Source organism: Streptomyces kryoterrae (assembly GCF_054072135.1).
Genome location: NZ_CM133358.1, coordinates 8,661,173 through 8,686,713 on the forward strand (window position 1 = coordinate 8,661,173; position 25,541 = coordinate 8,686,713).

24 protein-coding genes are annotated in these 25,541 nt (G+C 70.9%); 15 read left to right on the forward strand and 9 right to left on the reverse strand.

Annotated elements, in window-relative coordinates:
• Positions 1-218: 218 nt before the first annotated feature.
• Entirely contained in the window at positions 219-1,757 is a 1,539-nt protein-coding gene (gene mftG / locus ACW4TU_RS38540) for a mycofactocin dehydrogenase MftG (protein WP_457421067.1), read from the reverse strand.
• A 131-nt stretch (positions 1,758-1,888) separates the two neighbouring features.
• Between mftG and mftA the strand changes: the two genes are divergently transcribed.
• The 9 genes from mftA to ACW4TU_RS38585 all read left to right on the forward strand — a co-directional run bounded on the left by mftA (position 1,889) and on the right by ACW4TU_RS38585 (position 9,756).
• Positions 1,889-2,035 carry a mycofactocin precursor MftA gene (gene mftA, locus ACW4TU_RS38545; RefSeq protein WP_457421069.1) on the forward strand — a complete coding sequence of 49 codons (147 nt, stop codon included), beginning with the start codon at positions 1,889-1,891 and terminating at the stop codon, positions 2,033-2,035.
• A gap of 8 nt (positions 2,036-2,043) precedes the next feature.
• A complete protein-coding gene (gene mftB, locus ACW4TU_RS38550; RefSeq protein ID WP_457421071.1) occupies positions 2,044-2,328 on the forward strand; it encodes a mycofactocin biosynthesis chaperone MftB in 285 nt (94 codons plus the stop codon).
• The gene (gene mftC, locus ACW4TU_RS38555) at positions 2,325-3,551 is read left to right on the forward strand and encodes a mycofactocin radical SAM maturase (protein WP_457421073.1); all 1,227 of its coding nucleotides are present in this window, start codon (positions 2,325-2,327) and stop codon (positions 3,549-3,551) included. The genes mftB and mftC overlap by 4 nt, the downstream gene beginning before the upstream one ends.
• Positions 3,544-4,749: a pre-mycofactocin synthase MftD gene (mftD, locus tag ACW4TU_RS38560; RefSeq protein ID WP_457421075.1), complete on the forward strand. Its 1,206-nt coding sequence runs from the start codon at positions 3,544-3,546 to the stop codon at positions 4,747-4,749. Before mftC ends, mftD begins: the two co-directional genes overlap by 8 nt.
• A gap of 2 nt (positions 4,750-4,751) precedes the next feature.
• Entirely contained in the window at positions 4,752-5,483 is a 732-nt protein-coding gene (gene mftE / locus ACW4TU_RS38565; protein WP_457421077.1) for a mycofactocin biosynthesis peptidyl-dipeptidase MftE, read from the forward strand.
• 193 nt (positions 5,484-5,676) lie between these two features.
• The gene (mftF, locus tag ACW4TU_RS38570) at positions 5,677-7,101 is read left to right on the forward strand and encodes a mycofactocin biosynthesis glycosyltransferase MftF (RefSeq protein WP_457421079.1); all 1,425 of its coding nucleotides are present in this window, start codon (positions 5,677-5,679) and stop codon (positions 7,099-7,101) included.
• Between the two features lie 125 nt (positions 7,102-7,226).
• On the forward strand, positions 7,227-8,408 hold the full coding sequence (locus ACW4TU_RS38575) for an acyl-CoA dehydrogenase family protein (RefSeq protein WP_457421081.1): 1,182 nt from the start codon (positions 7,227-7,229) through the stop codon (positions 8,406-8,408).
• Positions 8,405-8,977: a flavin reductase family protein gene (locus tag ACW4TU_RS38580; RefSeq protein WP_457421083.1), complete on the forward strand. Its 573-nt coding sequence runs from the start codon at positions 8,405-8,407 to the stop codon at positions 8,975-8,977. The genes ACW4TU_RS38575 and ACW4TU_RS38580 overlap by 4 nt, the downstream gene beginning before the upstream one ends.
• An 89-nt stretch (positions 8,978-9,066) precedes the next feature.
• Entirely contained in the window at positions 9,067-9,756 is a 690-nt protein-coding gene (locus ACW4TU_RS38585) for a hypothetical protein (RefSeq protein WP_457421084.1), read from the forward strand.
• Positions 9,757-9,826: 70 nt separating this feature from the next.
• On the opposite strand, the gene ACW4TU_RS38590 is transcribed toward ACW4TU_RS38585, so the two are convergent.
• The 3 genes from ACW4TU_RS38590 to ACW4TU_RS38600 are packed head-to-tail and all read right to left on the reverse strand — an operon-like array spanning position 9,827 to position 12,533.
• A complete protein-coding gene (locus tag ACW4TU_RS38590) occupies positions 9,827-10,585 on the reverse strand; it encodes an SDR family NAD(P)-dependent oxidoreductase (RefSeq protein ID WP_457421086.1) in 759 nt (252 codons plus the stop codon).
• 7 nt (positions 10,586-10,592) lie between these two features.
• Positions 10,593-11,357 (reverse strand): SDR family NAD(P)-dependent oxidoreductase, encoded by a 765-nt coding sequence (locus ACW4TU_RS38595; protein WP_457421088.1) that lies wholly within the window; start codon positions 11,355-11,357, stop codon positions 10,593-10,595.
• A gap of 45 nt (positions 11,358-11,402) precedes the next feature.
• Complete coding sequence (locus ACW4TU_RS38600) at positions 11,403-12,533, reverse strand: acyl-CoA dehydrogenase family protein (RefSeq protein WP_457421090.1); 1,131 nt, start codon at positions 12,531-12,533, stop codon at positions 11,403-11,405.
• A gap of 130 nt (positions 12,534-12,663) precedes the next feature.
• On the opposite strand from ACW4TU_RS38600, the gene ACW4TU_RS38605 reads away from it, so the two are divergent.
• Positions 12,664-13,836: a thiolase family protein gene (locus ACW4TU_RS38605; RefSeq protein ID WP_457421092.1), complete on the forward strand. Its 1,173-nt coding sequence runs from the start codon at positions 12,664-12,666 to the stop codon at positions 13,834-13,836.
• A gap of 174 nt (positions 13,837-14,010) precedes the next feature.
• Here the strand turns inward: ACW4TU_RS38605 and ACW4TU_RS38610 are convergent, their stop codons facing one another.
• Complete coding sequence (locus ACW4TU_RS38610; RefSeq protein WP_457421094.1) at positions 14,011-15,489, reverse strand: aldehyde dehydrogenase family protein; 1,479 nt, start codon at positions 15,487-15,489, stop codon at positions 14,011-14,013.
• 204 nt (positions 15,490-15,693) lie between these two features.
• On the opposite strand from ACW4TU_RS38610, the gene ACW4TU_RS38615 reads away from it, so the two are divergent.
• Positions 15,694-16,971, forward strand: coding sequence for an amidohydrolase family protein (locus ACW4TU_RS38615; protein ID WP_457421096.1), 1,278 nt, complete (start codon positions 15,694-15,696; stop codon positions 16,969-16,971).
• 97 nt (positions 16,972-17,068) lie between these two features.
• Here the strand turns inward: ACW4TU_RS38615 and ACW4TU_RS38620 are convergent, their stop codons facing one another.
• Complete coding sequence (locus ACW4TU_RS38620; protein ID WP_457421098.1) at positions 17,069-18,094, reverse strand: LLM class flavin-dependent oxidoreductase; 1,026 nt, start codon at positions 18,092-18,094, stop codon at positions 17,069-17,071.
• Between the two features lie 60 nt (positions 18,095-18,154).
• Complete coding sequence (locus tag ACW4TU_RS38625) at positions 18,155-18,928, reverse strand: enoyl-CoA hydratase/isomerase family protein (protein ID WP_457421100.1); 774 nt, start codon at positions 18,926-18,928, stop codon at positions 18,155-18,157.
• Positions 18,929-19,061: 133 nt separating this feature from the next.
• Here ACW4TU_RS38625 and ACW4TU_RS38630 point away from each other — a divergent pair, with 133 nt between their 5' ends.
• The 3 genes from ACW4TU_RS38630 to ACW4TU_RS38640 are packed head-to-tail and all read left to right on the forward strand — an operon-like array spanning position 19,062 to position 21,972.
• Complete coding sequence (locus ACW4TU_RS38630) at positions 19,062-19,373, forward strand: hypothetical protein (RefSeq protein WP_457421102.1); 312 nt, start codon at positions 19,062-19,064, stop codon at positions 19,371-19,373.
• Between the two features lie 13 nt (positions 19,374-19,386).
• Complete coding sequence (locus tag ACW4TU_RS38635) at positions 19,387-20,886, forward strand: class I adenylate-forming enzyme family protein (protein ID WP_457421104.1); 1,500 nt, start codon at positions 19,387-19,389, stop codon at positions 20,884-20,886.
• 60 nt (positions 20,887-20,946) lie between these two features.
• A complete protein-coding gene (locus tag ACW4TU_RS38640) occupies positions 20,947-21,972 on the forward strand; it encodes a phosphotransferase family protein (RefSeq protein ID WP_457421106.1) in 1,026 nt (341 codons plus the stop codon).
• 38 nt (positions 21,973-22,010) lie between these two features.
• Here the strand turns inward: ACW4TU_RS38640 and ACW4TU_RS38645 are convergent, their stop codons facing one another.
• Together ACW4TU_RS38645 and ACW4TU_RS38650 are read right to left on the reverse strand one after the other, a co-directional pair.
• Positions 22,011-22,787 (reverse strand): SDR family NAD(P)-dependent oxidoreductase, encoded by a 777-nt coding sequence (locus ACW4TU_RS38645; protein ID WP_457421108.1) that lies wholly within the window; start codon positions 22,785-22,787, stop codon positions 22,011-22,013.
• Entirely contained in the window at positions 22,784-24,103 is a 1,320-nt protein-coding gene (locus tag ACW4TU_RS38650; protein WP_457421110.1) for an acyl-CoA dehydrogenase family protein, read from the reverse strand. The genes ACW4TU_RS38645 and ACW4TU_RS38650 overlap by 4 nt, the downstream gene beginning before the upstream one ends.
• Positions 24,104-24,216: 113 nt before the next feature.
• On the opposite strand from ACW4TU_RS38650, the gene ACW4TU_RS38655 reads away from it, so the two are divergent.
• Entirely contained in the window at positions 24,217-25,449 is a 1,233-nt protein-coding gene (locus ACW4TU_RS38655) for a CaiB/BaiF CoA transferase family protein (protein ID WP_457421112.1), read from the forward strand.
• Positions 25,450-25,541 lie beyond the last annotated feature (92 nt).

Consider the following 25,541-nt stretch of genomic DNA (forward strand, 5'->3'; position numbering starts at 1 on the left):
GGTCCGCGAGGGGTTGTGGGTTCGCTGCGGCGCCGTCGTGGCTGGTCGTGCCCACGCGGCGGAGCCGCATATCGACACAGCCCCGCGCCCCTTACGGGACGCCGTACCGCGCCGGGGTTCAACGGTCCGGCCTTGGACTCGCTGCGGTTCGGTGGCGTCCCGAAGGGGCGCGAGGAACTGCGCGACCAGCCCCACCGGGCCCGCGGACAAACAACCGCCTATCCCGCGGAGCGCATCGCGTCCGCGATCAGCTCGCCGATGAGGACGGCGGTCGCCGCCGGGCCGCGTAGCGGGGCCGAGGGGAGGATCGAGGTGTCCGCGACCCGGAGGCCGTGTATGCCGTGCACCCTCCCGTACGGGTCGACGGCGGGGCCCATGGGGACCGTGGCACAGGTGTGGTGGGAGGTGCCGAGGTGGGCGTGGATCCAGGTGTCGAGCGACAGGTCGTCGTCCAGAATCCCGGGGCCCGGCTCGACGAGACCGGCGGACACCTTGGCGAAGGCGGGGGTGGCGAGCAGCGCGGCGGTCGTACGGACCGCTTCGCGCATGCGGCGTCTGTCCTCGGGGGTGCGCAGGTAGTTGTAGTCGAGGCTCGGGGGTACGTCGGGGTCGGCGGACCGGGTGCGCATACGGCCCTCGAGGCCCGGTGACTGGACGGACACGAGGAACGCGAGGGGCGCTCCGGGCACGGTCACCGTCCCGCCGATCAGCCCGGACAGCGGGACGAGCGACTGCAGGATCTCCAGGTCGCCGCCCGGGTGTCGACCGTCCGACGACCGCAGATGCAGGCCCCCGCCGAGCCAGGAGCCGACGGGTGCGGGGAGGGGCGAGCGGGGCGTCCACTCCAGGGCGACCTGGGGATGGTCACCGAACCGGACCCCGACGGCGGGCGTGTCCCGGACGACGGGGATGCCGAGTCGTTCCAGGTCCAGGCGCGGTCCGACGCCCGAGAGGTGCAGGAGGTGCGGGGAGCGCAACGCCCCCGCGCACAGGACGACTTCGCCGCAGTCCAGGATCTCGCGGTGCCCGTCGTGTTCGACGACCACGCCGGTCGCGCGGCCGTGCTCGATGACGATCCGGTGGACCGTACTGCCGCCCCGCACCGTCAGGTTGGGCCGGTCCAGGGCGGGGAGCAGGTAGCTGACGCCGGTGTTGAGGCGTACTCCGTCGACCGCGTTGCACGGGACCGGTCCGAACCCCGGTTCCCGCTGGGCGTTCTTGTCGGGCTCCTGCGGAAAACCCAGGTGGTGGGCCGCGTCCTGGAACGCGATGGCGGCGGGGTGCCGCAGATCCGTGCGCCGTACCTGTACCGGCCCGGCCGCCCCGTGCGACGCGTCGGCGCCGTGGTCGAGGTCGGTCTCCAGCGCCCGTAGGAACGGCAGCACACCGTCGTACGACCAGGCGGCACCGCCCGCCGCCGACCACCGGTCGAAGTCCTCGCGCCGGGCCCGGACGAAGTACCCGCCGTTGACGGTGGTCGAGCCGCCGAGGAAGCGCCCCCGGACGACCGTGTACGGCCGGTGCGGTGTGAGGTGCGCGGGGTACGGCTGGACCGCGGGGTTCCCCGGCCGCGCACCGGGCACGAGCCGCGCGTCCAGCAACTCGGGCGGAAACGAGGAGAGTTGGCGGGGCACCGGGCCGGACTCCAGTACCAGCACGGTGCGATCGGGGTCCTCGGACAGCCGGGCCGCGAGCACCGCGCCGCTGCCGCCGGCCCCTATGACGATGACGTCGGGCGTCATCTGTGCCTGGTTCACGGGGAGTTGACCTTCTCTTGTGTCTCTCGCATGCCCCTCGCAGTTCTTGTGACGCCCGGCCCCTTCACTTTCGGCACCCGGTGCCATTATTCTCCGGATGTCCGATGGGAGCGATGTACAGGGAGAGTCGCATGACCGAGATCCACGTCACCCGGTCCGTCCCGGCCACCGAGATCCATGGCGGGGAGACCCCGGCCGAAGAGTCGTTGGAGTCGCTGATCGAGGCGGACGACCTCATCGAGGAGGTCTCCATCGACGGTATGTGCGGCGTCTACTAGGCCGCGCCATGACCACGGCTGTCCTCATGGACCTCGACCGGGCCTGGGACCTGCACCCTCAGGTCTCCGTGCGCCCCGAACCCTTCGGCGCGCTGCTCTACCACTTCGGGACCCGCAAGCTCTCTTTCCTCAAGGACCGTCGTCTGCTGGCCGTCGTCCAGTCCCTGGCGGCGGCGCCCACGGCCCGTGCCGCCTGCCTGACGGCGGGCCTCGGGGAGGACGAACTCCCGCGCTACGGACGGGCGTTGGCGGTCCTTGTCCAGTCGTCGATGGTCGTCGGAAGGACACCATGACCGCTCCCGTCGCTGCCACGCCACGGCTGGTCGACCTGTTCGAGCACGGGCTCGACGCGCCGATCTGCCTCACCTGGGAACTGACCTACGCCTGCAACCTGGCCTGCGCCCACTGTCTGTCCAGCTCCGGCCGGCGCGACCCCCGTGAGCTGAGCACCGAGGAGGCCAGGGCCGTCATCGACGAGCTGGAGGCCATGCAGGTCTTCTACGTCAACATCGGCGGCGGCGAACCGACCGTCCGCGCCGACTTCTGGGAACTCCTCGACTACGCCACCGCACACCACGTGGGCGTGAAGTTCTCCACCAACGGCGTCCGCATCACCCCCGACGCAGCCGCCCGCCTGGCCCGCAACGACTACGTGGACGTCCAGATCTCCCTCGACGGCGCGACCGCCGACGTCAACGACGCGGTGCGCGGGGCCGGTTCGTACGCGACGGCGCTGCGCGCGCTGGAGAACCTCGCCGCCGCCGGAATGCGGAACTTCAAGATCTCCGTGGTCTGCACCCGGCACAACATCCCGCAGCTGGACGCCTTCAAGGCGCTCGCCGACCGCTACGGCGCCCAACTGCGCCTGACCCGGCTGCGGCCCTCCGGACGCGGCGCCGACGTCTGGGACGACCTGCATCCGACAGCCGGGCAGCAACGCGAGCTGTACGACTGGCTGTTGGCGCACGGCGAGAACGTGCTGACCGGGGACTCCTTCTTCCATCTCTCCGCGTACGGCGAGGCGTTGCCGGGCCTCAACCTGTGCGGTGCCGGACGCGTGGTCTGTCTGATCGATCCGGTCGGTGATGTCTACGCCTGCCCGTTCGCCATCCACGACGAGTTCCTCGCGGGCAACGTCCGTGAGCCGGGGGGCTTTTCGGAGGTCTGGGGGGATTCGGAGCTGTTCCGGCGACTGCGGACCCCGCAGCACGGCGGAGCCTGCGCCTCCTGCGCCTTCTACGACACCTGCAAGGGCGGCTGCATGGCCGCGAAGTTCTTCACCGGGCTGCCGCTGGACGGCCCCGACCCCGAGTGCGTACAGGGATACGGCGAGGAACTGCTGGCCCACCGCGACGGATCGGGGGTGCCCAAGCCGTCCGGCGACCACTCCCGCAGGACGGTGGACCTCGTCCTCACCCGGCGGCCACCGGTCGGACCGCCGGTCAGCGACTGCGACGAACACCCGTTGGCCGGGCTGGAGTTGACGCCCACCGGAAAGGACGCGAGACATGCCTAGGAACCCCTGGTTCGAGACGGTCGCCGAGGCGCAGCGCCGGGCCAGGAAACGGCTGCCGAGCTCCGTCTACGGCGCGCTCGTCGCGGGTTCCGAGCGCGGGCGCACCATCGACGACAACATCACGGCGTTCGCCGAACTGGGCTTCGCCCCGCGCGTCGTGGGCCATCACGCGCAGCGCGACCTGACGACGACGGTACTGGGCGTGCCCACCGCGCTGCCCGTGCTCATCTCGCCGACCGGCGTACAGGCGGTCGACCCGGACGGTGAGGTGGCCGTCGCCCGGGCCGCCGCGAACCGGGGCGTCATCATGGGCCTCAGTTCGTTCGCGAGCAAGCCGGTGGAGGAGGTCTCCGACGCCCAGCCGGACTTCTTCTACCAGATGTACTGGAGTGGCACGCGCAGCGCGATGGTCCAGCGCATGGACCGGGCCAGGGCGGCGGGCGCCAAGGCGCTCATCGTCACCCTGGACTGGTCGTTCTCCCACGGCCGCGACTGGGGCAGCCCCGCGATCCCGGAGAAGCTCGACCTCCGGACCATGCTGAAGTTCGCCCCCGACGTGCTGCCGCGGCCCGGTTGGCTGTGGCGGTACGCAAGGTCCGGCCGCGTCCCCGACCTCACCGTGCCCAACCTGCGGGCCCCCGGCGGCGAGGCGCCCACCTTCTTCGGTGCCTACGGCGAGTGGATGCAGACCGCGCCGCCGACCTGGGAGGACGTCAAGTGGCTGCGCGCGGAGTGGGGCGGCCCCTTCCTGCTCAAGGGGGTGACCCGGGTCGACGACGCCAGACGGGCCGTCGACGCCGGGGTGTCGGCCCTGTCCGTGTCCAACCACGGCGGGAACAACCTGGACACCACCCCGGCCACGATCCGCGTGCTCCCCTCCGTCGCGGAGGCGGTCGGCGACCAGGTCGAAGTCCTCCTGGACGGCGGCATCCGGCGCGGCAGCGACGTGGCGAAGGCCCTCGCCCTCGGCGCCCGAGCCGTCCTGATCGGCCGGGCCTACCTGTGGGGCCTGGCCGCCAACGGGCAGGCCGGTGTCGAGAACGTGCTCGACATCCTGCGCGGCGGCCTCGACTCGGCCGTACTGGGCCTCGGCCACTCCTCCGTCCACGAACTGTCGCCCCAGGACCTGGTGATACCGCCCGGCTTCCCGCTGACCCTGGGGGGCGCCGAACTGCCGGGTCCCGCCCCGGTCGCCTGACCATGGCGGCGCACATCCTGGCCGACGCCGTCTGGCCGGCCGTACCGCCCGGTGCGCTGGTCCTCGTCCCGGTCGGGTCGACCGAGCAGCACGGCCCGCATCTGCCGCTCGACACCGACACCGTCGTCGCCCGTGCCGTCGCACAGCGCACGGCGGACGCCCTGCCTGGGTCGTGGGTGGCCCCGCCGGTCACCTACGGCGCCAGCGGCGAACACGCGCACTTCCCCGGAACCGTCTCGATCGGGCACGGGGCGCTGGGCGCGGTGGTCGTGGAACTGTCGCGCTCCCTCTCCCTGTGGGCGGGCCGCGTCGTGTTCGTCAACGGCCACGGCGGCAACACCGCCACCCTCGACGCGGCCCTCGCCCAACTCCGCGCCGAGGGCCACCACGTCGCCTGGACCGGCTGCGAAACACCCGGCGGCGACGCGCACGCCGGCCGCACGGAGACCTCCCTGATGCTGCGCCTGGACCCGGAGCGCGTACGGCTCGACGCGGCCGTCGCGGGCGACACGCGCCCTCTGACCGACCTCCTGCCCGACCTCGTCGCCCACGGTGTCCGCGCGGTCTCGCCGACCGGAGTACTCGGCGATCCCGCCGGGGCCTCGGCCGAGGAGGGCCGCCGGACGCTGGACGCGATGGTGTCGGCCGCGGTCCGCCGGATCGGCGCGTGGACGGTCGACGAACGAGGCCGCCTCGTCGATCCGGCCCGCCGGCCCGGGGCGGTGCGCGGATGACTCTTCTTGTGGGCAGCGTCCTCGCGTTCGACCGGTGCACCGGGGTTGTCGACGGAGGGGGCGTCCTCGTCGGTGGGTTTCCGACGAGGGGGTGCGCGATGGTGTCAGCCATGGGCTGGTGGATCGGCGCGTGGACGGTCGACGAGCGGGGCCGCCTCGTCGATCCGGCCCGCTGGCCCGGGACCGTACGCCGATGACGCTTCCCGTCGGAGTCGGCGTGGTCGTCGCGTTCGACCGGCACACCAGGGTCGTCGACGGAGGCCGCGCGCTCGTCGGCGGGTTCCCGACCCGGCTGCTGCGGCTGACGCCACGGGCCCGCGGACTCGTCGTCGGCCGGACAGTTCCCGTACGGGACGCGGCGAGCGCGCTCCTCGCGGACCGGCTGCTCGACCGCGGCATGGCGCATCCCGTCGTCGACTCGCTGCCGTTGCCGCCCGACCCCCGGTACACGGTCGTGATCCCCGTCCGCGACCGTCCGCGTCAGCTGGACCGGTTGTTGAACAGCATCGGGACAGGCGGCACAGGCGGCACAGGCGGTTCGGGACCGCCTGTGATCGTGGTCGACGACGCCTCACGCAACCCGGCGGCCGTGGCGGCCGTCGCCGCCCGGTACGCCGCCCGGCTGGTCGCCCTCGACACGAACGCCGGCCCCGCCGGCGCGCGCAACGCCGGGCTCCGCCACGTGACCACGCCGTACGTCGTCCTCGCCGACTCCGACATCGTGCTGGACCCCGACACGGTCCCGACCCTGCTCCGGCACTTCGCCGACCCCCGGGTCGCCATGGCCGTACCCCGAATCACCGGGCTGACCGGCGGCGCCACGACCTGGATCGAGCGGTACGAGAACACCCGGTCCTCCCTCGACCTCGGCGCCCACCCGGCCCCCGTGCGCCCAGGCACGCCCGTCTCCTGGGCGCCGACGGCCTGCGCGGTGGCACGGGTGGACGCGCTGCGGGACGCGGGCGGGTTCGACGAGGGGATGCGGGTGGGGGAGGACGTCGACCTGTGCTGGCGGCTCGTCCGCGCGGGACTGCGGGTGCGTTACGAGCCCGCAGTCCGGGCCTCCCACGAGCATCGGGCGCGGGTGGGCGACTGGTTCCTGCGCAAGGCCGTGTACGGGACCGGGGCGCATCCGCTCGCCCTGCGGCACCCCGAGTTCATCGCACCGGCCGTGTTCGCGCCCTGGAGCGCGGTGTTCGCCGCCGCGCTGCTCGCCCAACGGCGCTGGTCGGCGCCGGTCGCGGGCACCGTCCTCGGGGTCGTCGTTCTGCGTATCGGCCGTAAGTTCGACGGTACGCGGCATCCGTACCGGCTGGCCGTGCCGCTCGCGGGCAACGGCGCGCTCGCCACCCTGGCGCAGACCTCCGCGCTGCTCACCCGGCACTGGTGGCCGCTCACCGCCGTCGGCTGCCTGATGTCCCGGCGGATGCGGCGGGCCGCGACGGTCGCAGCTTTGGCCGACATCGCACTTGAGTACCGGCGTGGCGACGACTCACTGGACCCGTTCCGCTACGGCGTCGCCCGCCGGCTCGACGACCTCGCCTACGGCGCCGGCGTGTGGTTCGCCGCCATCGAGGGCCGCTCCACCGCCGCGCTGCGGCCCCGCGTCACCCGCTGAGGCGGGCCTGTCCCGGTCAGCGGAAAGCGCTCAGCGGGCCTCGGGGGGTGTCACGACACTGAGGACATCCTGCCGCCGGGGACGTCCGGCGTACGCGAGGGATCAGTCACCAGGAGGTGTGCGGCGTGACGCATGAAGTGGTGGGTCGTGTCGAGGAGCTGGGTTCCGAACTGGCCGCACTCGCCGACGAGAACGAGTCACTCGGCAAACTGAGCGACCGGACGGTGGAACTGCTCCGCTCGGCCGGTGTGATCAGGATGCTGCAGCCAAAGGCGTACGGCGGCTACGAGGCCCACCCCCGGGAGTTCGCCGAGGCGGTCATGGAGGTCGCCCGCCACGACGGGGCAGCGGGCTGGGTGTGCGGTGTGGTCGGCGTGCACCCGTGGGAGCTCGCCCAGATGAACCCCAGGCTCGCGCAGGAGGTCTGGAACGACGACCCGGACACCTGGATCGCCTCGCCGTACATGCCCAACGGCATCGCCGACCCGGTCGACGGCGGCTATGTCCTCAGCGGTCGCTGGCCGTTCTCCTCGGGGAGCGACCACTGCGAGTGGGACTTCCTCGGGGCGCTGCTCGGGGACGGCAAGGGCAGGCCCGCGGGGCCCATCACCGTGCTGCACGTGGTGCTGCCCCGCGAGGACTACGAGATCATCGACGGCACCTGGGACGTGGTCGGCCTGTCCGGCACCGGCAGCAAGGACGTCGTCGTCGACAAGGCGTTCATCCCCGAATACCGCACGGTCCGCCAGGAGATGGTCCAGGAGGGCACCGCGGCGGAGGCGATCGGGCTGACCGACACCCTCTACAAGCTGCCGTTCAGTTCGATGTTCCCGCTCGGCATCACCGCGGCCGTCGTCGGCATCTGCGAGGGCGCACTCGCCCTGCACCTGTCCCAGCAGAAGGAACGGGTCGCCGTGACCGGCGTCCAGGTGCGCGACGACCCGTACGTCCTCTACGCCGCCGGCGAGGCCGCGGCCGAGATCGCCGCCTCCCGGGTGCAACTCCTCGACGGCATCAGCCGGTTGTACGACCAGGTCGAGGCGGGCAAGCCGATCAGCCTGGAGGACCGGGCCAACGTACGGCGCAACCAGGTCCGTTGCGCCTGGCGGGCCGTCGCCGCCCTGGACGAGATCTTCGCCCGCTCCGGCGGCAACGCGATCCGGAAGGGCAACCCGATGCAGCGGTACTGGCGCGACGCGCATGTCGGACTCCAGCACATGATCCATGTGCCGGGCGCCGCCTATCACGCGAACGCGCTGGCCGCGATGGGCCTCGAACTGCCCGAACCGATGCGCATCCTGATATGAGCGACGGCGCGGCGCACTCCCGGACGGCGGACGCGCACGCGATCGACGGGCGGCGGTTCCGCGACGTGCTGGGCAACTTCCCCACGAGCGTGGTCGCGATCACCACCACGGACGCCGAACAACGGCCGCACGGGATGGTCGTCGGTACCTTCACGTCCGTGTCGCTGGACCCGCCCCTGGTGTCCTTCCTGGCAGACAGCTCCTCCGCGACCCTGCGGACGATCAGGGCCGCGGGCCGCTTCTGCGCCAACGCGCTCGCGGGCAACCAGGAGCGGCTGTCGCGGCAGCTGGCGGCGGGGCCGGCCGGGCAACGGTTCGAGGGCGCCACGTGGCAGGCGTCGGCCCTGGGCAATCCCGTGCTGGACGGGATCGTCGCCTGGGTCGACTGCACGGTGGAACAGATCGTCGAGATCGGCGATCACCTGTTGGTCGTCGGGCGGGTTCGGGACCTGCGCGTCGAGTCGATGAAGACCCCGCTGCTGTTCTTCCGGAGCGGATACGGCGACTACCTGTCGAGCGCGAGCGTGCTCATGGACAGGCTCGTCGGCTGGGACGAGATCGGTCGGTAGACACCGGTGGAAACCGGTCGGCATACAAGGGAGCCGCAATGAAGAAGGACCTCTATATACGACTGCAGAGAATTTCGGCGTGGTGTGGCGTGATCCTCTTCGTGGGATTCCTCGTCGCGTTCGCCGTGGGTCACCTCACGCCGCCGATGAGCCCGACGGAGAGCCCCGACGACGTCGTCGCCTTCCTCAAGGACCATCGCACAGGGATCCTCACCTGTGTCGCCCTGATGGTTCTGCTCGTCCCGTTCGAGTACCCGTACGTCATCGTGACGAGCCTGCAGCTGCGCCGGGTCGAGGGCGGCTGGGGACTGCTGTCCATGACCCAGCTCACCACGGGCGTGGTGGCCCCGCTCGGGTTCTTCTTCCCGCTCGCGATCCTCGCCGCGGCGGCCTATCGGCCGGAGGCCCACTCCGTCGATGTCCTGACCGCGATGGTCGACATGTTCTGGCTGATGTTCGTGGGCAACGCCTGCATCTTCGTCCTCCAGGTCTGGTCGATCGGATACGCCGCGTTCATCGACCACACCCGGGAGAAGCCGCTCTTCCCGCGCTGGTACGGCTGGCTGAGCATCGTGCTGGGAGTGACGCTCATCCCGGGCGCCTTCGTCTTCCTCAACCAGGACGGACCGCTCGCCTGGAACGGAATTCTCGCGAACATCATCCCCTCGGTCGCGTACGCCGTCTGGAAGATCGCCACACCGTACGTGCTGCTGAAAGCGATCACGAACGAGGAGAAGGAGCTGGCCGACAAGCCGGACAACGAACCGGTGACCGTGTAGGACGGCCAATACAGCTGTGGCCCCGCGACGAATGTCGCGGGGCCACAGCCGTGTCGACGGGGAAGCAGGGCTAGACGGAGAGCGCGAAACCGCCTGTCACGCGCAGCGTCTCGCCTGTGACGAAGGACGCCTTCGACGAGACCAGATACAGCAGCGCCTCGACGATGTCCTGCTCCCGGCCCTCCTGCCGCAGGATCTGCTCGCCCAGGACGCGTTCGGCCTCGGCGGCGGACAGTTGGGCCCGTACGGCGTCGGTGAGGATCAGACCCGGCGCGATCGCGTTGACCCGGATGCCGTCGGCGGCGAACTCCCGCGCGAACGACACCGTCAGGCCCCGCACGGCCAGCTTGGACACGCCGTAGATGCTTCGGTTCGCGTAGGCCGCCGACGACGAGATGTTGACGATGGAGGCACCGGGCCGGCCCCGCATGGCCTGGTGGGCCGCGAGCGTGCAGATGACGGTGCCCATGACGTTGACGTCGAGAACTCGCCTTACCTTGGCCAGTCCCAGTTCGGTGAACGGCCTGTTGTAGGCGGCGTGCAGGCCGGCGTTGTTCACCAGGACGTCCAGTCCGCCGTGCTGTTCGACGATCCCGCTCACCACCGCGCCGACCTCGCCCTCGTCAGCGACGTCACAGGTGACCCCGGTCGCGCTCAGGCCCTTCGCGGTGAGTTCGGCGGCCGCCTCGGTGGCGGCGCCGCCGTCGATGTCGGCGAGCACGACATGCGCGCCGAGGCCGGACAAGGCCTCGCCGAACGCCTTGCCGAAGCCCCGGCCGCCTCCGGTGATGAGGGCCACCTTGCCCTGGAATTCTGTCTGTTCCGGCATCAGAACCTCACTTCGGTCCGAATCGCTGGCCGGCGTCCAGACGGAGGCACTGGCCGTTGAGCATGGGGTTGTCGACGACGGCGAGGGCGAGCTTCGCGTACTCCTCGGGGTGGCCGAGGCGGCGGGGGAACGCGGCGTCCTTGACCAGCGCGGCCCGTACCTCGGCGGGGATCCTCTCGGTGGCGCCCGTCTCGAACAGGCTGGGTGCGATGGCGACGACGCGGATACCGAGCGAGCCGAGGTCGCGGGCCATGGTGAGGCTCATGCCGGCGATGGCCGCCTTGGCGGCCGAGTAGGCGACCTGGCCGATCTGCCCCTCGAAGGCGGCGATCGACGACGTGTTGACGATGACGCCCCGTTCACCGTCCGGCTCCTCGGGCTCGTTGCGGCTCATGTGCGCGGCGGCCAGCCGGCTGACGTTGAAGGTGGCGACGGCGTTGAGGTCGAGCACCCGGCGGAAGGTCTCCAGGTCGTGCGGCCCGTCCTTGCCGAGTGTGCGCCGTACGCTGCCGCCGCCCGCGGTGGTGACCGACACATGCAGCCCGCCCAGGGCTTCCACGGCGTCGCTCAGCGCGCTCTCCGTCGCCTCGAAGTCGGTGACGTCGACGGGATGGAAGCTCCCGCCGAACGCGGCGGCGACCTCGGCGCCCGCCGACGCCGGACGGTCGAGTACGGCGACCTCGGCGCCGCGGGCCGCGAGCAGCTCGGCAGTGGCCCGGCCCATACCGGACGCGCCGCCGAACACCACGGCCTTCTTGCCCTTGATCTCCATCGGGAACCTTTCGGGTCTGCTTCGGGTCTTCGCGCTTCTACTCGCTCAGGAGGACGCGGTCGCGGGGGAGGGCCGCAGGAGGGTGCACAGACGGTCGCGGTGGACGGCCGCGTCGCCGTACAGGACGCTGTCGGCCCTGGCCCGGCGCAGATAAAGGTGCAGGTCGTGCTCCCAGGTGAAGCCGATGCCCCCGTGCAGCTGGAGTGCCCGCGCTGCGACCTCGCCGGATCCCGCCGAGATGTACGAGGCGGCGGCACAGGCCGCGCGGGCCGCGTCGTCGGTGTCCGCGTCGGCGGCCATCGCCGCGTAGTGGGTGGCCGCGCGGGCGCCGTGCACGAGGAGCGCCATGTCGGCGGCGGAGTGCTTGACGGCCTGGAAGGTGCCGATCGGCTGCCCGAACTGCACACGGGTCGTGGTGTGTTCGACGGTGAGCTCCAGCAGACGCCGCATCACCCCGAGCGCGTCGGCACACCGCAGCACCGACGCCTCGTCGAGCAGCCGCTGGATCTCGGCGGGACCGCCGGTGAGGCGGCGGTCGCGCGGGACGCGTACGCCGTCCAGACGGACCTCGTGGAACGCGCGCGTCGGATCGAGGGTGCGCTGGCGGCGGACGGTGACGCCCGCGTCGTCGCGGTCGACGAGGAACGAGGCCGGGACGCCTTCGTGCAGGGCGGTGACGAGCAGCCAGCGGGCGCCGCCGGCGTCCTGCACCGCCGTCTTCGCCCCGTCGAGGACGCACACACTCCCGTCTGTGCGGGCGGTGGCACGGACGCCGTCGAGGGACCACGGGGCCCGCGGCTCGGCGAACGCCCAGGTGGCCCACGATGATCCGGCGGCCAGGACGGGCAGCACCTCGGACCGCAGGCCGGGTGAGCCCCCGGCGGCGAGTGCCCGGCCGACGATCGCGGTGGGCGCGAACGGACCCCGCCCGAGGGCGCGCCCCAACTCCTCGCCGACGAGGGCGAGTTCCACCAGTCCCTGGCCACTGCCGTCGTACTCCTCGGGCAGGCCGAGCCCGGGCCAGCCGAGGTCGGCGGTGAGCCGCCACACCTCGGGGTCGACGTCCTCGTCGCGGTCCAGCCACGCCCGTACGCGCTCGATCGGGGCCCGGTCCGCCAGCAGGTCGCGCGAGGCTTCGCGCAGCATGCTCTGCTCTTCGCTGAGCTCGAAGTTCACCCGAACAAGGTATCCTCTTTTCTGAATCGGGTCGAGATGTGCGACCGATGATCGGCGGTTGACCGCCGATTTCCAGGAGGATCCACGGAGAGGCTGTTGATCTCTCTCGTATTTAAGTACTCTCAATTGTATGGTTGATGCCGTGCTTCTCTCCGCGTGCCGTACCGCGATCGGAACCGCCCGACGGGGAACCCTGCGTGACACCAGTGCCTTCGAACTCGCCACCGTCGTCGTGCGCGAGGCCGCCTACCGCAGTGGGCTGCCGCTGGAGACGATCGACGACGTCGTCCTCGGCGAGTCCCTCGCCGGGGGCGGGGACATCGCCCGGTACGCGGCTCTCCAGGCCGGACTGACCCACGTACCCGGACTGGCCCACAACCGGCACTGCGCCTCCGGGCTGGCCAGTGTGGCAACCGCCGCCGGGAGCGTACGGGCCGGAATGGACCGCGTGGTCGTCGCGGGCGGCACCCACTCGTCGTCCACGGCGCCGGTGTCCCGGTGGCGGATCCCCGGCACCGACGACTGGCAGGACCCCTGGATGGCGCCGACCCACGTTCCGACGCCCGAGGCCCCCAACAACGACATGGGTGTCCTCGTCGGCTGGAACACCGCCCGGCTGGCCGGCCTCACCCGTGAGGAGATGGACGCGTGGGCGCTGCGCTCGCACGAGCGGGCCGTACGGGCCATCGACGAGGGCCGGTTCCACGACGAGATCGTGCCGGTGAAGGTCACGGGGAGGGACGGCGCGACCTCGGTCTTTCACATCGACGAGCATCCCCGGCGCGACACCACCGGCGAGAGGCTCGCCGCGCTGAAGGTGCTGCACCCCGAGATCGAGGGGTTCTCCATCACGGCGGGCAACTCCAGCGGGATCAACGACGGTGCGGCGGCGGTCGTGGTCGCCGGTTCGGATGTCGCCGCCGCGCACGGACTGACGCCGCTGGCGACCGTACGGTCCTGGGCGAGCGTCGGCGTCGACCCGGTCGAGACGGGGCTGGCGCCGATCGCCGCGATCCGCAAGGCGCTCGGCCGGGCCGGGCTCGGCATCGAGGACGTCGACCTCTTCGAGGTCAACGAGGCGTTCGCGGCGGTTGCCGTGGCCACGACTCGTGAACTGGGCCTCGACCCGGAGCGGGTGAATCCGTTCGGGAGCGGATGCAGCCTCGGCCACCCGATCGCGACCACCGGCACCCGCATGGTGGTGACCCTGGCGCACGAACTGCGCCGCAGGGGTGGCGGGACGGCGGTCGCGGCGATGTGCGCGGGTGGGGGGATGGGATCGGCGATGGTGCTGACGGTGTGAGGGTGCTTCCTCGGGGGCGGGCCTCGTCGGAGGACGAGGCAGGTGTTGGCGGGCGGTGCGCTCCCTGAGGGGCCTTGCTGAATTCGGGCGCGCCCGCGCCCCGAAAGGGGCGCGGGGAACTGCGCGACCAGGCCCCCCGGCCCGCAGATTCATGACCGCCCTTCCAGCGGAGCGCTATCGTGCCGCCCAGCTGACCGTCTTGGTCTGCAGATACTCGTCGAGCCCGAACTCGCCCCACTCCCGGCCGAGTCCGCTCTGTTTGTATCCGCCGAAGGCCGCCCGCGGATTCACGCCTGCGCTGCCGCCGTTGATCGTCACCCCGCCGGCCCGGACGCGCGACGCGATCTCGTGGGCGGCCACGGTGTCGGCGCTCCACACGGCGGCGGCGAGGCCGTACGGGCTGTCGTTCGCGATCCGGACCGCCTCCTCGTCGGTGGCGAACGGGATGACGACGCCGACCGGTCCGAAGAACTCCGTACGCGCGATGGTCATGCCGTTGTCGACGCCGGTGAAAAGGGTGGGTTCCACGAAGTAGCCCCGGTCGAGGCCCGCCGGGCGCTTGCCGCCGTGGACGATCCGGGCCCCTTCCTCCTCGCCGACCCGGATCAGCTTCTCGACCTTGTCCCGCTGGGCCTCGCTGATCAGCGGGCCCATGGTGGTGGCCGGGTCCGCCGGGTCGCCGACCCTGACGGCGGCGAGCCCTTCGCCCAGCCGGGCGACCAGTTCGTCGTGGACGGACTCGTGGACGAGCGTGCGGGTCAGCAGCGAGCAGCCCTGTCCGGCGTGGGTCGTGATGCCCGCGAGCGCGGACCGTACGGCGCCGTCGAGGTCGGCGTCGGCGCGGACGACACTGGCCGACTTGCCGCCGAGCTCGAGGACGACCTTCTTCAGGGAGGCCGCGGCCTGGGCGTAGACCGTGCGCCCGACGGTGTCCGACCCGGTGAAACTGACCAGGTCCACCATGGGGTGGGTGGTCAGCTCGCGGCCGGCCTCGATGTCGCCGGTGACGATGTTCAGCACGCCCGGGGGCAGCCCGGCGGCGTCGGCGAAGTCGCCGATCAGGAGGGACTCCAGCGGGGTCGCGGGCGCCGGTTTGAGTACGGCGGTGCAGCCCGCCGCGAGAGCCGGGATCACCTTCATCATGCTGAGGAAGAAGGGGAAGTTGTAGGCGGATATCAGGGCACACACGCCGAACGCCTCGCGGCGCAGCACCCCTTGGGAGATGCCGATGCCCGGCGCGACGGTGGGCTGCATCGGGCGCTCCCAGGCGAACGTCGGCATCACCCGCTCCGCCATGTCGCGCAGGTGCGCCACCGGCACGCGGGTCTGCAGGCCCTCCGCGAGGGGACGGACCGATCCCGCCTCGGCGATGTTGACGGCGACGAGGTCCGGGAGCCGGCGTTCCATCTCCTCGGCCATGCGCAACAGCACCGCGGCCCGCTCGGCGGGCTTCAGCCGGGACCACGGGCCCTCGTCGAAGGCCCGGCGCGCTGCCTCGACGGCGCGTCGCACATCCGTGAGCGAGGACTGGGGGACCTCGGCGATCAATTCCTCCGTGGCCGGATTGCGAACGGCGAGCGACGCCTCCGAATCGCCGTCCGTGCGACGCCCGTCAATGTAGAGCTGCGAAGAGAACGAGTAAGCCGTCGTCATGCAGTTGAGTGTACTTAATTGCAGGCGCAGGGGAAGGGGATGCGTTGATCGGCCCTGAGTCAGGCGCCTGTCAGGCTTCTTGAATGAGTCAGGCCGCTAATCCGTATGCTGAATCATTGACTAGACCGATCGGTACAGGTAACTTCGGCCTCATCCGCGGGGTGGATTCTGCGCGAACAACGATGTTCGAAAGAGGTACCGCCTGTGTTCAAGGAATTCGTCGTCTCCGGCGATTCACACATCATCGAGCCGGTCGATCTCTTCAAGACCCGGCTCCCCAAGAACCTGCGTGAACGGGCCCTCTGGGAAGAGGAGTTCACGCTCGACGAGCCGATCGTGCCGGGCGGGCACACGGAGTTCAAGAAACTGCACACCATCGGGTTCGACGGCTGGACCATCTCCAAATACCGTCAGACCGGCGGGGAGACCCCGGACGGCGATCCCGAGCACATCATCCGGGACATGAACATCGACGGCGTCGACGCCTCGGTGATGTTCCCGAACCTGTCGCTGTTCGTCCTGTTCACCGACGACCACGAACTGTCCATGGCGCACGCCCGTGTCTGGAACGACTACCTGGTCGAGCGGTATCTGCCGTACAAGGACCGGCTGCGCCCGACGGCGGCGATCCCCCTCACGAACGTGCCCGAGGCCGTCGCGGAGATCGAACGGATCGCACGCCTGGGCCTCGGGGCGATCCTCCTGCCGGAGATCCCGCCGCTGCCCTTCTACTCGCGGGAGTACGACCCGGTCTGGGCCGCGGCGCAGGCGCACGGGCTGCCGGTCTTCATCCACGTGGCCACCGGCGGGGTGAAGGTCAAGGAGGCGGTGTCCGAGACGGCGGTGACCGTCCGGGGTCTGATGAACGCCATGAACATGGGCAAGGGCAACCTGACCGACGACATGGTGGCGGGCCGCACCATGGGCTTCGCGGTCGGGTCGGCCGTGGCCGGTCCGCAGGGCATCATCGCCAGCCTCGTCGGCGGCGGTGTGTGCGAACGCTTCCCCGACCTGCACTTCAACCTGATCGAGTACACGGCCGGCTGGCTGGTCTCCTTCATGGGCTACATGGACAAGGCGTGGAAGACCGGCACCGGCCAGGACCCCGACTGGTGGCTCGGCTTCTGGGACGACAACCGTCCCCCGACCGAACAGCCTTCTATGGGGCGGCTGTTCGCCATCAACGACAAGTGGCCCTACCCGCTCAAGCCCACCGAGTACGTCCGGCGCCAGATCCACGTGCAGTTCGCGGACGACCCGACGGCCGTCAAGGCCCGCCACATCACCGGCCTCTCCACGATCATGTGGGGCAACGACTACCCGCACGCCGAGGGCACCTTCCGCGACAGCGCCGAGTGCATCGCGGAGAACTTCGACGGGGTCCCGGACGAGGACCGTGCGGCCATCCTCGGCGGCACACTGGCCGACGTCGTGCACTTCGACAAGAGCAGGAAGCTCGCGCCGCTTCCCCAGGACGCCTGAACCGCGCCTGGCCTGCGGCTGACAGACGGTTGCGCATTGACCGGCCCCCGGAGCGTGAGTGTCCGTGCTCCGGGGGCCGGTCGTCCGCGTGTGGGTGTCAGGGGCGTTCCGGTACCTCCGGTGTGTCCGGTACCGCGCCGATCAGGGCGAGGGCGGCCCGGGAGTACGCGGCCCGCCGCCGCCCGCTCACCATGAAGCTCGGGGGCGCGAAGTAGCCGACGTCGCGGGGGAGTGAGCCGGCGCGGCGGGCGAGGGTGTCCTTCGCCTCGGCGGTCGTCCCGCAGACGGCGATCTCGGTGACCATCTCGTCGGTGACCGCCCGGGCCATGGCGTCGGTGTCGCCCGTCCGGAACGCGGCGCGGAGCCGGGCGACCGGTTCCTCCCAGCCGTGGTGGGCGACATAGGGGTCGTACGTCTTCACCGTGAGGTAGAAGGCGATCATCCGGCGGGCGTCCGCGACGGCGCGCTCGGGCGCGGAGTCGTCGACCGCCGTGATGATCCAGCCGTGTTCGAGGAAACGCGACTCCGCGTCGCCGCCGCCCGCACCGCGCTCCACCGAGGGCCGTACGACGTCGTTCCACCAGGAGGAGGTGAACAGCCCGTGCCCGACGACACCGTCGGCGACCCGGCCCGCGGTCGCGGCCATGCCGGTGTTGAACGCGGCGAGCAGGACCGGGATGTCCAGCCGGCCGAGCACCGGCGCCCGGACATCGGCGTCGAGGGAGTAGAACTCCCCGGAGTAGCTGACCTTCTCGCCGTTCTCCGCATGCAGCCACGCCCGCACCGCGCCGACGGTCTCGGCGATCCGGGCCACGGGACGTTCGGCGGGCACGCCCAGCCAGTCCCGGTTGATCCTGAACGCGGCGCTGCCCAGACCGAGGAACAGCCGGCCCGGCGCCTGCGCGTGCAACTGGCGCAGGGCGGTGGCGTGCGCGTAGGGGGTGCGGGCGAACGCGTAGGCGATGGCAGGCCCCGCCAGGGCGTGTTCGGTGTTCGCCACGATGTCGGCCACCGTGAGGTAGGCGTCGTGATCGACGAACTCCCCCGCGCAGAAGGCGCCGACGCCGGCCGGCTCGGCCTCCCGCGCGACGTCCCGGCCGGGCCAGGGCATACCGAACAACATGGAAGCCTCCCCATCGCGCACTCTATAAAGTGCACTCTTTTTGTTCAGGCTAGGGGAGTGTCAGCGCAGTGTCCACTGCCGCCGGGGCACATCGGCGCGGTCGACCTCGGCCTTGCCGACGGGGTTGCCGATCTGTGTGTACGACAGTCCGGTGCGCAGTGCCTGGGTGCGCGTCGAGTCGAGCGACTCCCAGATCGCCCGGACGGTGCCCTGGATCGCGGCGGGCGGTTTGGCGGCGATGACGCGGGCGATGCCGTCGGCGCGGCCCCACAGTTCCGCACGCGGGAGCACCTCGCTGACCAGGCCGATCTGCAGGGCGCGGGCCGCCGACACGCGCTCGTCCAGGCCGAGCAGCGCGATGCGCAGCGCCTCACCGAGCGGGATGCGCCGGGCGAGGCCGATCGGCTCCAGGGCCGCGGTGAGTCCGTAGCTGACGTGTGGATCGAAGAAGGTGGCGTCGTCCGAGCAGATCACGATGTCGGCCTCGTTGAGCCAGTAGAAGGCGCCGCCGGCGGCCATCCCGTGCACCGCGCAGACCAGGGGTTTCCACACCTGGTTCAGCTTCGGCGAGAGGTACTCGCCGGGGTCGGTCTGCGACCAGACGTTGGGGTGGCGGTCGATGCCCTCCTTCACGTCCATGCCCGTGCAGAACGCCCGCTCGCCCGCGCCCCGCAACACGACGACGTGCACGTCGTCGTCGGTCTTGACGGTCTCCCAGAGGGCGGAGAACTCCTCCAGCATCCGCTGGTTGAAGCCGTTCATGACCTCGGGCCGGTTCAGGGTGATCGTGGCGACGTGGTCGGCCACCTCGAACAGGACGGTCTTGAGTTCCATCCGGCACTCCGTTCGTCGCGCTGTCTTGGTTCGTCATCTCGACGTGATCGAGGTAAGTAGTATACTTTTTTATGGTCTCCGGGCATCAGGACGGAAGCATCGGAACGGAACAGGATCCGCGGAGGGACCAGCGATGAGGCCACGTGTGGGGCAGATGCTCGCCAGTACGGTCGACACCACGGCGGTGATCGTCGTCCGCTGCCCAGAGCAGGAGTTGGAGGTCACCTGCGGCGGAGCGGCCATGGCCGAGGCGAACGGACCGGGGCCCGTAGCCACCGGCACCGCCGACCCCGACCTGATGGGCGGTTCCCTGCTGGGCAAGCGGTACGCCGACGAGGACCTCGGCCTGGAACTGCTCTGCACCAAGCAGGGACAGGGCACGCTGGCGGTGAACGGCGTCCCCATGCCGATGAAGAGTGCCAAGCCGCTCCCGGCCTCGGACTGAGGCGGGGCGGCCGATGAACATATCGATGCTGGTCGACATGGCCGCCGAGGGTTTCGGCGACCGTGTCGTGATCGGGCGCACGGACGACGGACTGACCGCCCCGCGACTACGTGAACTGGCCATCGGCGGGGCGCGGTTGGTGCGCTCGGCCGACGCCGACGCGATCGTGTACCTGGCGGTGAACGGCCCGGCCCTCCCGGTCGCACTGTTCGCCGCGGCCCGCGCCGGAGTCCCGCTGATCCCCGTCAACTACCGCCTGGGCGAAGCGCAGTTGGACGCACTGCTGGCCAACCACCCCCGCGCCCTGGGCATCGCCGGCCCGGAACACGGCGAGGCGTTGCGCCGGGCAGGGCTCGCCGTACGCAGCCCGGACCAGTGGCTCACCCGGGCGGCGGAGGCCGCGGCCGCTCCGGGCGGCGAGGAACCGGAGCCGTCACCCGAGTCCCCGGCGGTCCTCATCTACACGAGCGGCACGACCTCGACGCCGAAGGGCGTGGTCCTGCGCCACCACAACCTGGTGTCGTACGTACTCGGCACCGTGGAGTTCGCCGGCGCCGGCCCGGAAGAGGCGGCCCTGGTGAGCGTGCCGCCCTACCACATCGCCGCCGTGTCCAACGTGCTGACCAACCTGTACGCGGGGCGCCGCGCCCTGAGCCTCGACCAGTTCACCCCGGAGGGCTGGCTGGACCTGGTACGGCGGCAGCGCGTCACCAACGCGATGGTGGTGCCGACGATGCTCGCCCGCATCATGGACACCGACGGCCTGGACCGATCGGTGCCCTCGCTGCGCGCGCTCGCCTACGGCGGGGCCAGGATGCCCGTACGGGTGATCGAGACCGCGCTGCGCGCCTGGCCGCACGTCGACTTCGTGAACGCCTACGGGCTGACGGAGACCTCGTCCACCATCACGGTCCTGGGCCCGCAGGAGCACCGGACAGCCGTCGCGAGCGCCGATCCCGCCGTACGGGCCAGGCTGGGTTCGGCCGGTCTGCCCGTGCCGGGCGTCGAGCTGGAGGTCCGTGACACGTCCGGCGCGGTCGTCGGCCCCGGCCGGCCGGGGCAGATCTGGGTGCGCGGCGACCAGGTGTCGGGGGAGTACGCGGGGCAGGGTTCCGCGGTCGACGAGCGCGGGTTCTTCCACACCCGCGACCAGGGGCGGATCGACGCCGACGGCTATCTCCACATCGAGGGCAGGGCCGACGACACGATCATCCGGGGCGCCGAGAACATCGCGCCCGCCGAGATCGAGGACGTCCTGCTGCGTCACCCGGATGTGCTGGACGCGGTCGTCGTCGGAGTCCCGGACGAGGAGTGGGGCCAGCGCATCGAGGCCGTGGTCGTGGTCCGGGACGGCGCGGAGCTCGACGCCGGGGACCTGCGCGCACAGGTGCGCGGCACCCTGCGCGGCTCGAAGACGCCGGAGCGCATCACCCGCTGGCCCGAACTGCCCCGCACCCCGACCGGCAAGCTCGTGCGCCGCGACATCGTCGAGGCCCTGACCGCCGACCGTTGACCCGCTGACCGACGTACGCCGCCGCCAGGCCGTCGGCCGACAAGGATGAGAGACCGGCCCATGAGCACCGTCGCCAACAGCACCGATCCGATACCGGAGTTGACGCAGCGCACAGCCACGGCACTGCGCGGCTGGGCTCCCGATGGCACGGTGGAGTCGGTCGAACCGCTGACCGGCGGCACATCGAGCCTCACCTACGTCGCCGAACTGTCGGGTGTCCCCGCCGGATACGAGCGTGTCGTCCTCAAAGTTGCCCCGCCCGGCCTCCAACCGGTCCGCAACCGGGACGTGTTGCGCCAGGCGCGGCTCATGCAGGTGCTGGCGGGCGTGCCCGGCGTACGGGTACCGAAGGTGCTGTTCTGGGAGAAGGGCGCGCCCCCTGCCCAACAGCCGTTCGTGGGCATGGAGTTGGTACCCGGGGAGTGTGTGGAGCCGGTACTCGTGCCCCGGGGCGCACTGCCCGCCGCACAGGTGCGGGCCCGTGCCCTCGACGCGGCCCGGATGCTCGCCCACCTGCACCGCGCGGACCCCAAACGGACCGCCCTCGCCGTGGAGCCGGTGGTCACACCCGGCGCTGAGATCAACCGCTGGACCCGGGCCTTCACGACGGTCCCCGAAGACCTGCGCACCGGCTACGAGGCGGTCGAGGACCGGCTGCGAGCGACCGTTCCCGCCGCGCTGATGCCGGTGTTCACCCACGGCGACTACCGGCTCGGCAACACACTGTGCGACGCGGATTCCGTCAACGCGGTCATCGACTGGGAGATCTGGTCGCTCGGCGACCCGCGGGTCGACATCACCTGGCTGACCTTCTTCACGGACGAGGCCCACCACCCGGCGTCCCTGTCGGAGCAGCCGACCGGCATGCCGGGCAAGGCCGAACTCATCGACACCTACGAGGAAGCGCGGGGCGAACGGCTCCCGGACCTACGGTGGTTCGAGGCGCTGACGAAGTACAAGGAGTCGGCCGCCACCGCTCTGTTGATCAAGCGTGGCCGCAAGGCCGACCACCTGACCGACATGCACCGGCGCATGCTGCCGGCGCTGCCGGTCCTGCTGGCGGAGGCAACCGAACTACTGGGCTGAACGGTTGGGCAGACCCGCGCCCCGACTGGGGCGCGGACCTAGTACAGCCCGCCATCCACCCGAATCAGCGCCCCGGTCGTATAACTGGACGCGTCGCTGGCCAGATAGAGCGCCGTACTGATGATCTCCTCCGGCCGCCCGGGCCGCCCCACCGCACTACGCGTACTCTCCCGCTTCTCCGCCGACCAGGCCTTGGAGATGTCGGTCAGAAAAGGCCCGGCCGAGATCGTGTTGACGCGCACGGCAGGCCCGTACTCCAGAGCGAACACAGTCGTCAACGCGTTCAACGCGGCCTTCGCACCGGCATAGGGACCGAACCGCGGCTGCGGGAACAAGGCCCCCGACGACGAGACGTTGATGATCGAGCCGCCGTCCCCCGCCGCCATCCGCTCCCCGATCAGCGAGGCGAGCCGGAACGGCCCCTTGAAGTTGACCCCGATCACCTTGTCGAACAACTCCTCGCTGGTCTCCGCCGACGAGGGCGCCAACGGCGACATCCCCGCGTTGTTGACGAGGACGTCGACCTTCCCGAACTCCTCGTACGCCGCATCGGCGAGTCGCCCGAGGTCGTCCCAGTGCCCCACGTGCGCGGCGACCGGCAGCGCGCGCCGGCCCAGGCCGCGTACCTCCGCGGCAACCGCCTCGCAGGCGTCGGCCTTGCGACTGGCGATCACCACATCCGCACCGGCGGCGGCGAACGCCCGCACCATCTCGCGCCCCAGACCCCGGCTGCCGCCGGTGACGAGCGCGACCTTGCCGGACAGGTCGAACAGGTCGGCCGGGGCGATGGACTTGGCATCGCGGGACCCACTCATACGTCCGCCCGGCCCTTGAGGCTGTCGTCCTCGACGATGTGCGCGTACCGCTTGCGCGCGGACTCCAGCTTCGGCGGGATGTGCTCGCTCGGGAACAGGCCCTCCGCCGGCCGGTAGTTCCTCAGCAGCCGCTTGGCGATCGTGGTGCGGTGCACCTCGGTGGGGCCGTCGGCGAGGGCGAGGTTCGGCGCGGCCATCCACCACTTGGCGAGCGGCAGTTCGTTGGTCGTGCCGAGCGAACCGTGCACATGCAGGGCCCGCTGGATGATGTCGTGCAGCACCTTGGCCGTCTGGACCTTGCACATCGCGATCTGGGTGCGGGCCGCGCCGTGCGGCTGGGTGTCGATGAGCCAGGCGGTGTGCAGCACGAGCAGCCGGAACTGCTGCAACTCCACCCAGGAGTCCGCGATGAACTGCTGCACCGCCTGCTTCTCCGAGAGCAGGGTGCCCTGTGTACGCCGGGACAACGCCCGTTCGCACATCATGTCGAAGGCGCGCGTGCACTTGCCCACCGTACGCATCGCGTGATGCACCCGGCCGCCGCCGAGGCGTGCCTGGGCGACCTTGAAGCCCTCGCCCGGGCCGCCGAGCATGGCGTCGAGCGGGACCCGGACCTGGTCGTAGCGGATGTAGGCGTGGATGCCCTCGTCGAGGTTGTCGCGTTCGTCCATGGTGCCGACGTTGCGCTTGATCTCGATGCCCGGCGTCTCGGCGGGCACGATGAACATCGACATGCGGGCGTGCGGCGGCGCGTCCGGGTCGGTCACGGCCATGACGATGAGGAACGCGGCGTAACGGGCGTTGGACGAGAACCACTTCTCGCCGTCGATCACCCAGTCCTCCCCGTCGCGCCGGGCATGGCAGACGAACTCCTTGGGGTCGGCGCCCGCCTGCGGTTCGGTCATCGAGAAGGTGGAGACGATGTCCCCGTCGAGCAACGGCCGCAGATAGCGGGCCTTCTGCTCCTCGGTGCCGAACATGGCGAGGATCTCGGCGTTGCCGGTGTCCGGGGCGGCGGTGCCGAAGACCGTCGGGGCCCAGTAGGAGCGGCCGAGGATCTCGTTGAGGTACGCGAGCCTGACCTGTCCGTACCCCGCGCCGCCCAGTTCGGGGCCGAGATGGCAGGCCCAGAGGCCCTGCGCCCGGACCTTGTCCTGCAGCGGCCGCAGGATCGCACGGGCCTTCTCGTTGCGGGTGTCGTACGGGTCGCCCCCGTGCGGGAACAGGAGGTCGAGCGGCTCGACCTCCTCACGTACGAAGGTCGTCGCCCAGTCCAGCTTGGCCTGGAAATCGGGTTCGATCGAGAAATCCAGCATGACGAAAACAGTATACTTTTTATGGCCCTCGGTCCATACTGGAGCGCGTTCTTCGTTGGTTGGGTATGCGCAATAGCGTTTCAGGAGCGTTCAGGCTCGGAGGAGTTGGTCCGATGCAGAGGCCCATGGAAGGTGTGCGGGTTCTCGAGGTCGCACAGTTCACCTTCGTCCCGGCGGCGGGTGCCGTCCTCGCGGACTGGGGTGCCGACGTGATCAAGATCGAGCACGCCGAACGGGGCGACGGCCAGCGCGGCCTGGTGCGGGTGCTCGGGTACGACGCCGTCAGCAAGGATTCGTCGTTCTTCCCGATCGTGGAAGGTCCCAACCGCGGGAAACGCAGCGTCGGTCTCGCCCTGGAGAAACCGTCCGCGCGGCGCGTGCTGGACGAACTCATCCGCGACAGCGACGTGTTCCTCACGAACTTCCTGCCCGACGCACGGGCGAAGCTGCGCATCGATGTCGAGGACGTCCGGGCGGTCAACCCGGACATCATCTACGTCCGGGGCAGCGGCTTCGGCGCCCGTGGCGAGGAGGCGCGCAAGGGCGGCTACGACAGCACGGCCTTCTGGGCGCGCGGCGGCAGCGGCGCCGGTGTCACCCCGGCCGGCGCGGAGCGGATGATCCGGATGCCCGCCGGTGCCTACGGCGACGCGATCGGCGGCATGACCATCGCCGGAGGCATCGCCGCCGCTCTCTACTCCCGCGCCACGACCGGCGAACCGTCCGTCGTGGACGTGTCGTTGCTCGGCGTGGGCGCCTGGGCGACACAGTTCACGGTCAACATGGCGCTGATGAACGGCGGCCCGCTCCCGGTGAACATCCAACCCCGGTACGGCTCGGCCACCAACCCCCTCATCGGGGCCTACCGCAGCTCGGACGGCCGCTGGATCGAACTGTCGATGCTGCAACCCGGCCGGTACTGGGCCGAGTTCTGCACGCTGGCCGGCCGCGAGGAACTCGCCCTCGACGAACGCTTCGACAGCACCGAGAAGTTGATGGCGAACGCCGGCGAGGCCGCCGAGATCGTCGCCGGGCTCATCGAGTCCCGCCCGTACGACGAGTGGGTGGAGATCCTCTCCCGGGGCGAGGGCCAGTGGGCGGCCGTGCAGAGTGCCTGGGAGGTCGGCCAGGATCCGGCGCTGCGCGCCAACGGTCTCATCGCCCCCGTGGTGGACGCCGAGGGGGTCGACCGTGAACTGGTCGCGAACCCGGTCCAGTTCGACGAGACCCCGGCCACCCTTACCCGGGCGCCCCTGTTCGCTGAGCACACCGACGACGTCCTGCGCTCGCTCGGCATCGGCGAGGAGGAGCTCATCGCGCTCAAGATCGATGGCGCGGCGACGTGACCCCTGTACGAGACGACCCCGTAGGACGTGACCTCGTACGACATGACCCCCGTACGGCGTGACGGCGGACGACGTGACGAACGTACGACGAG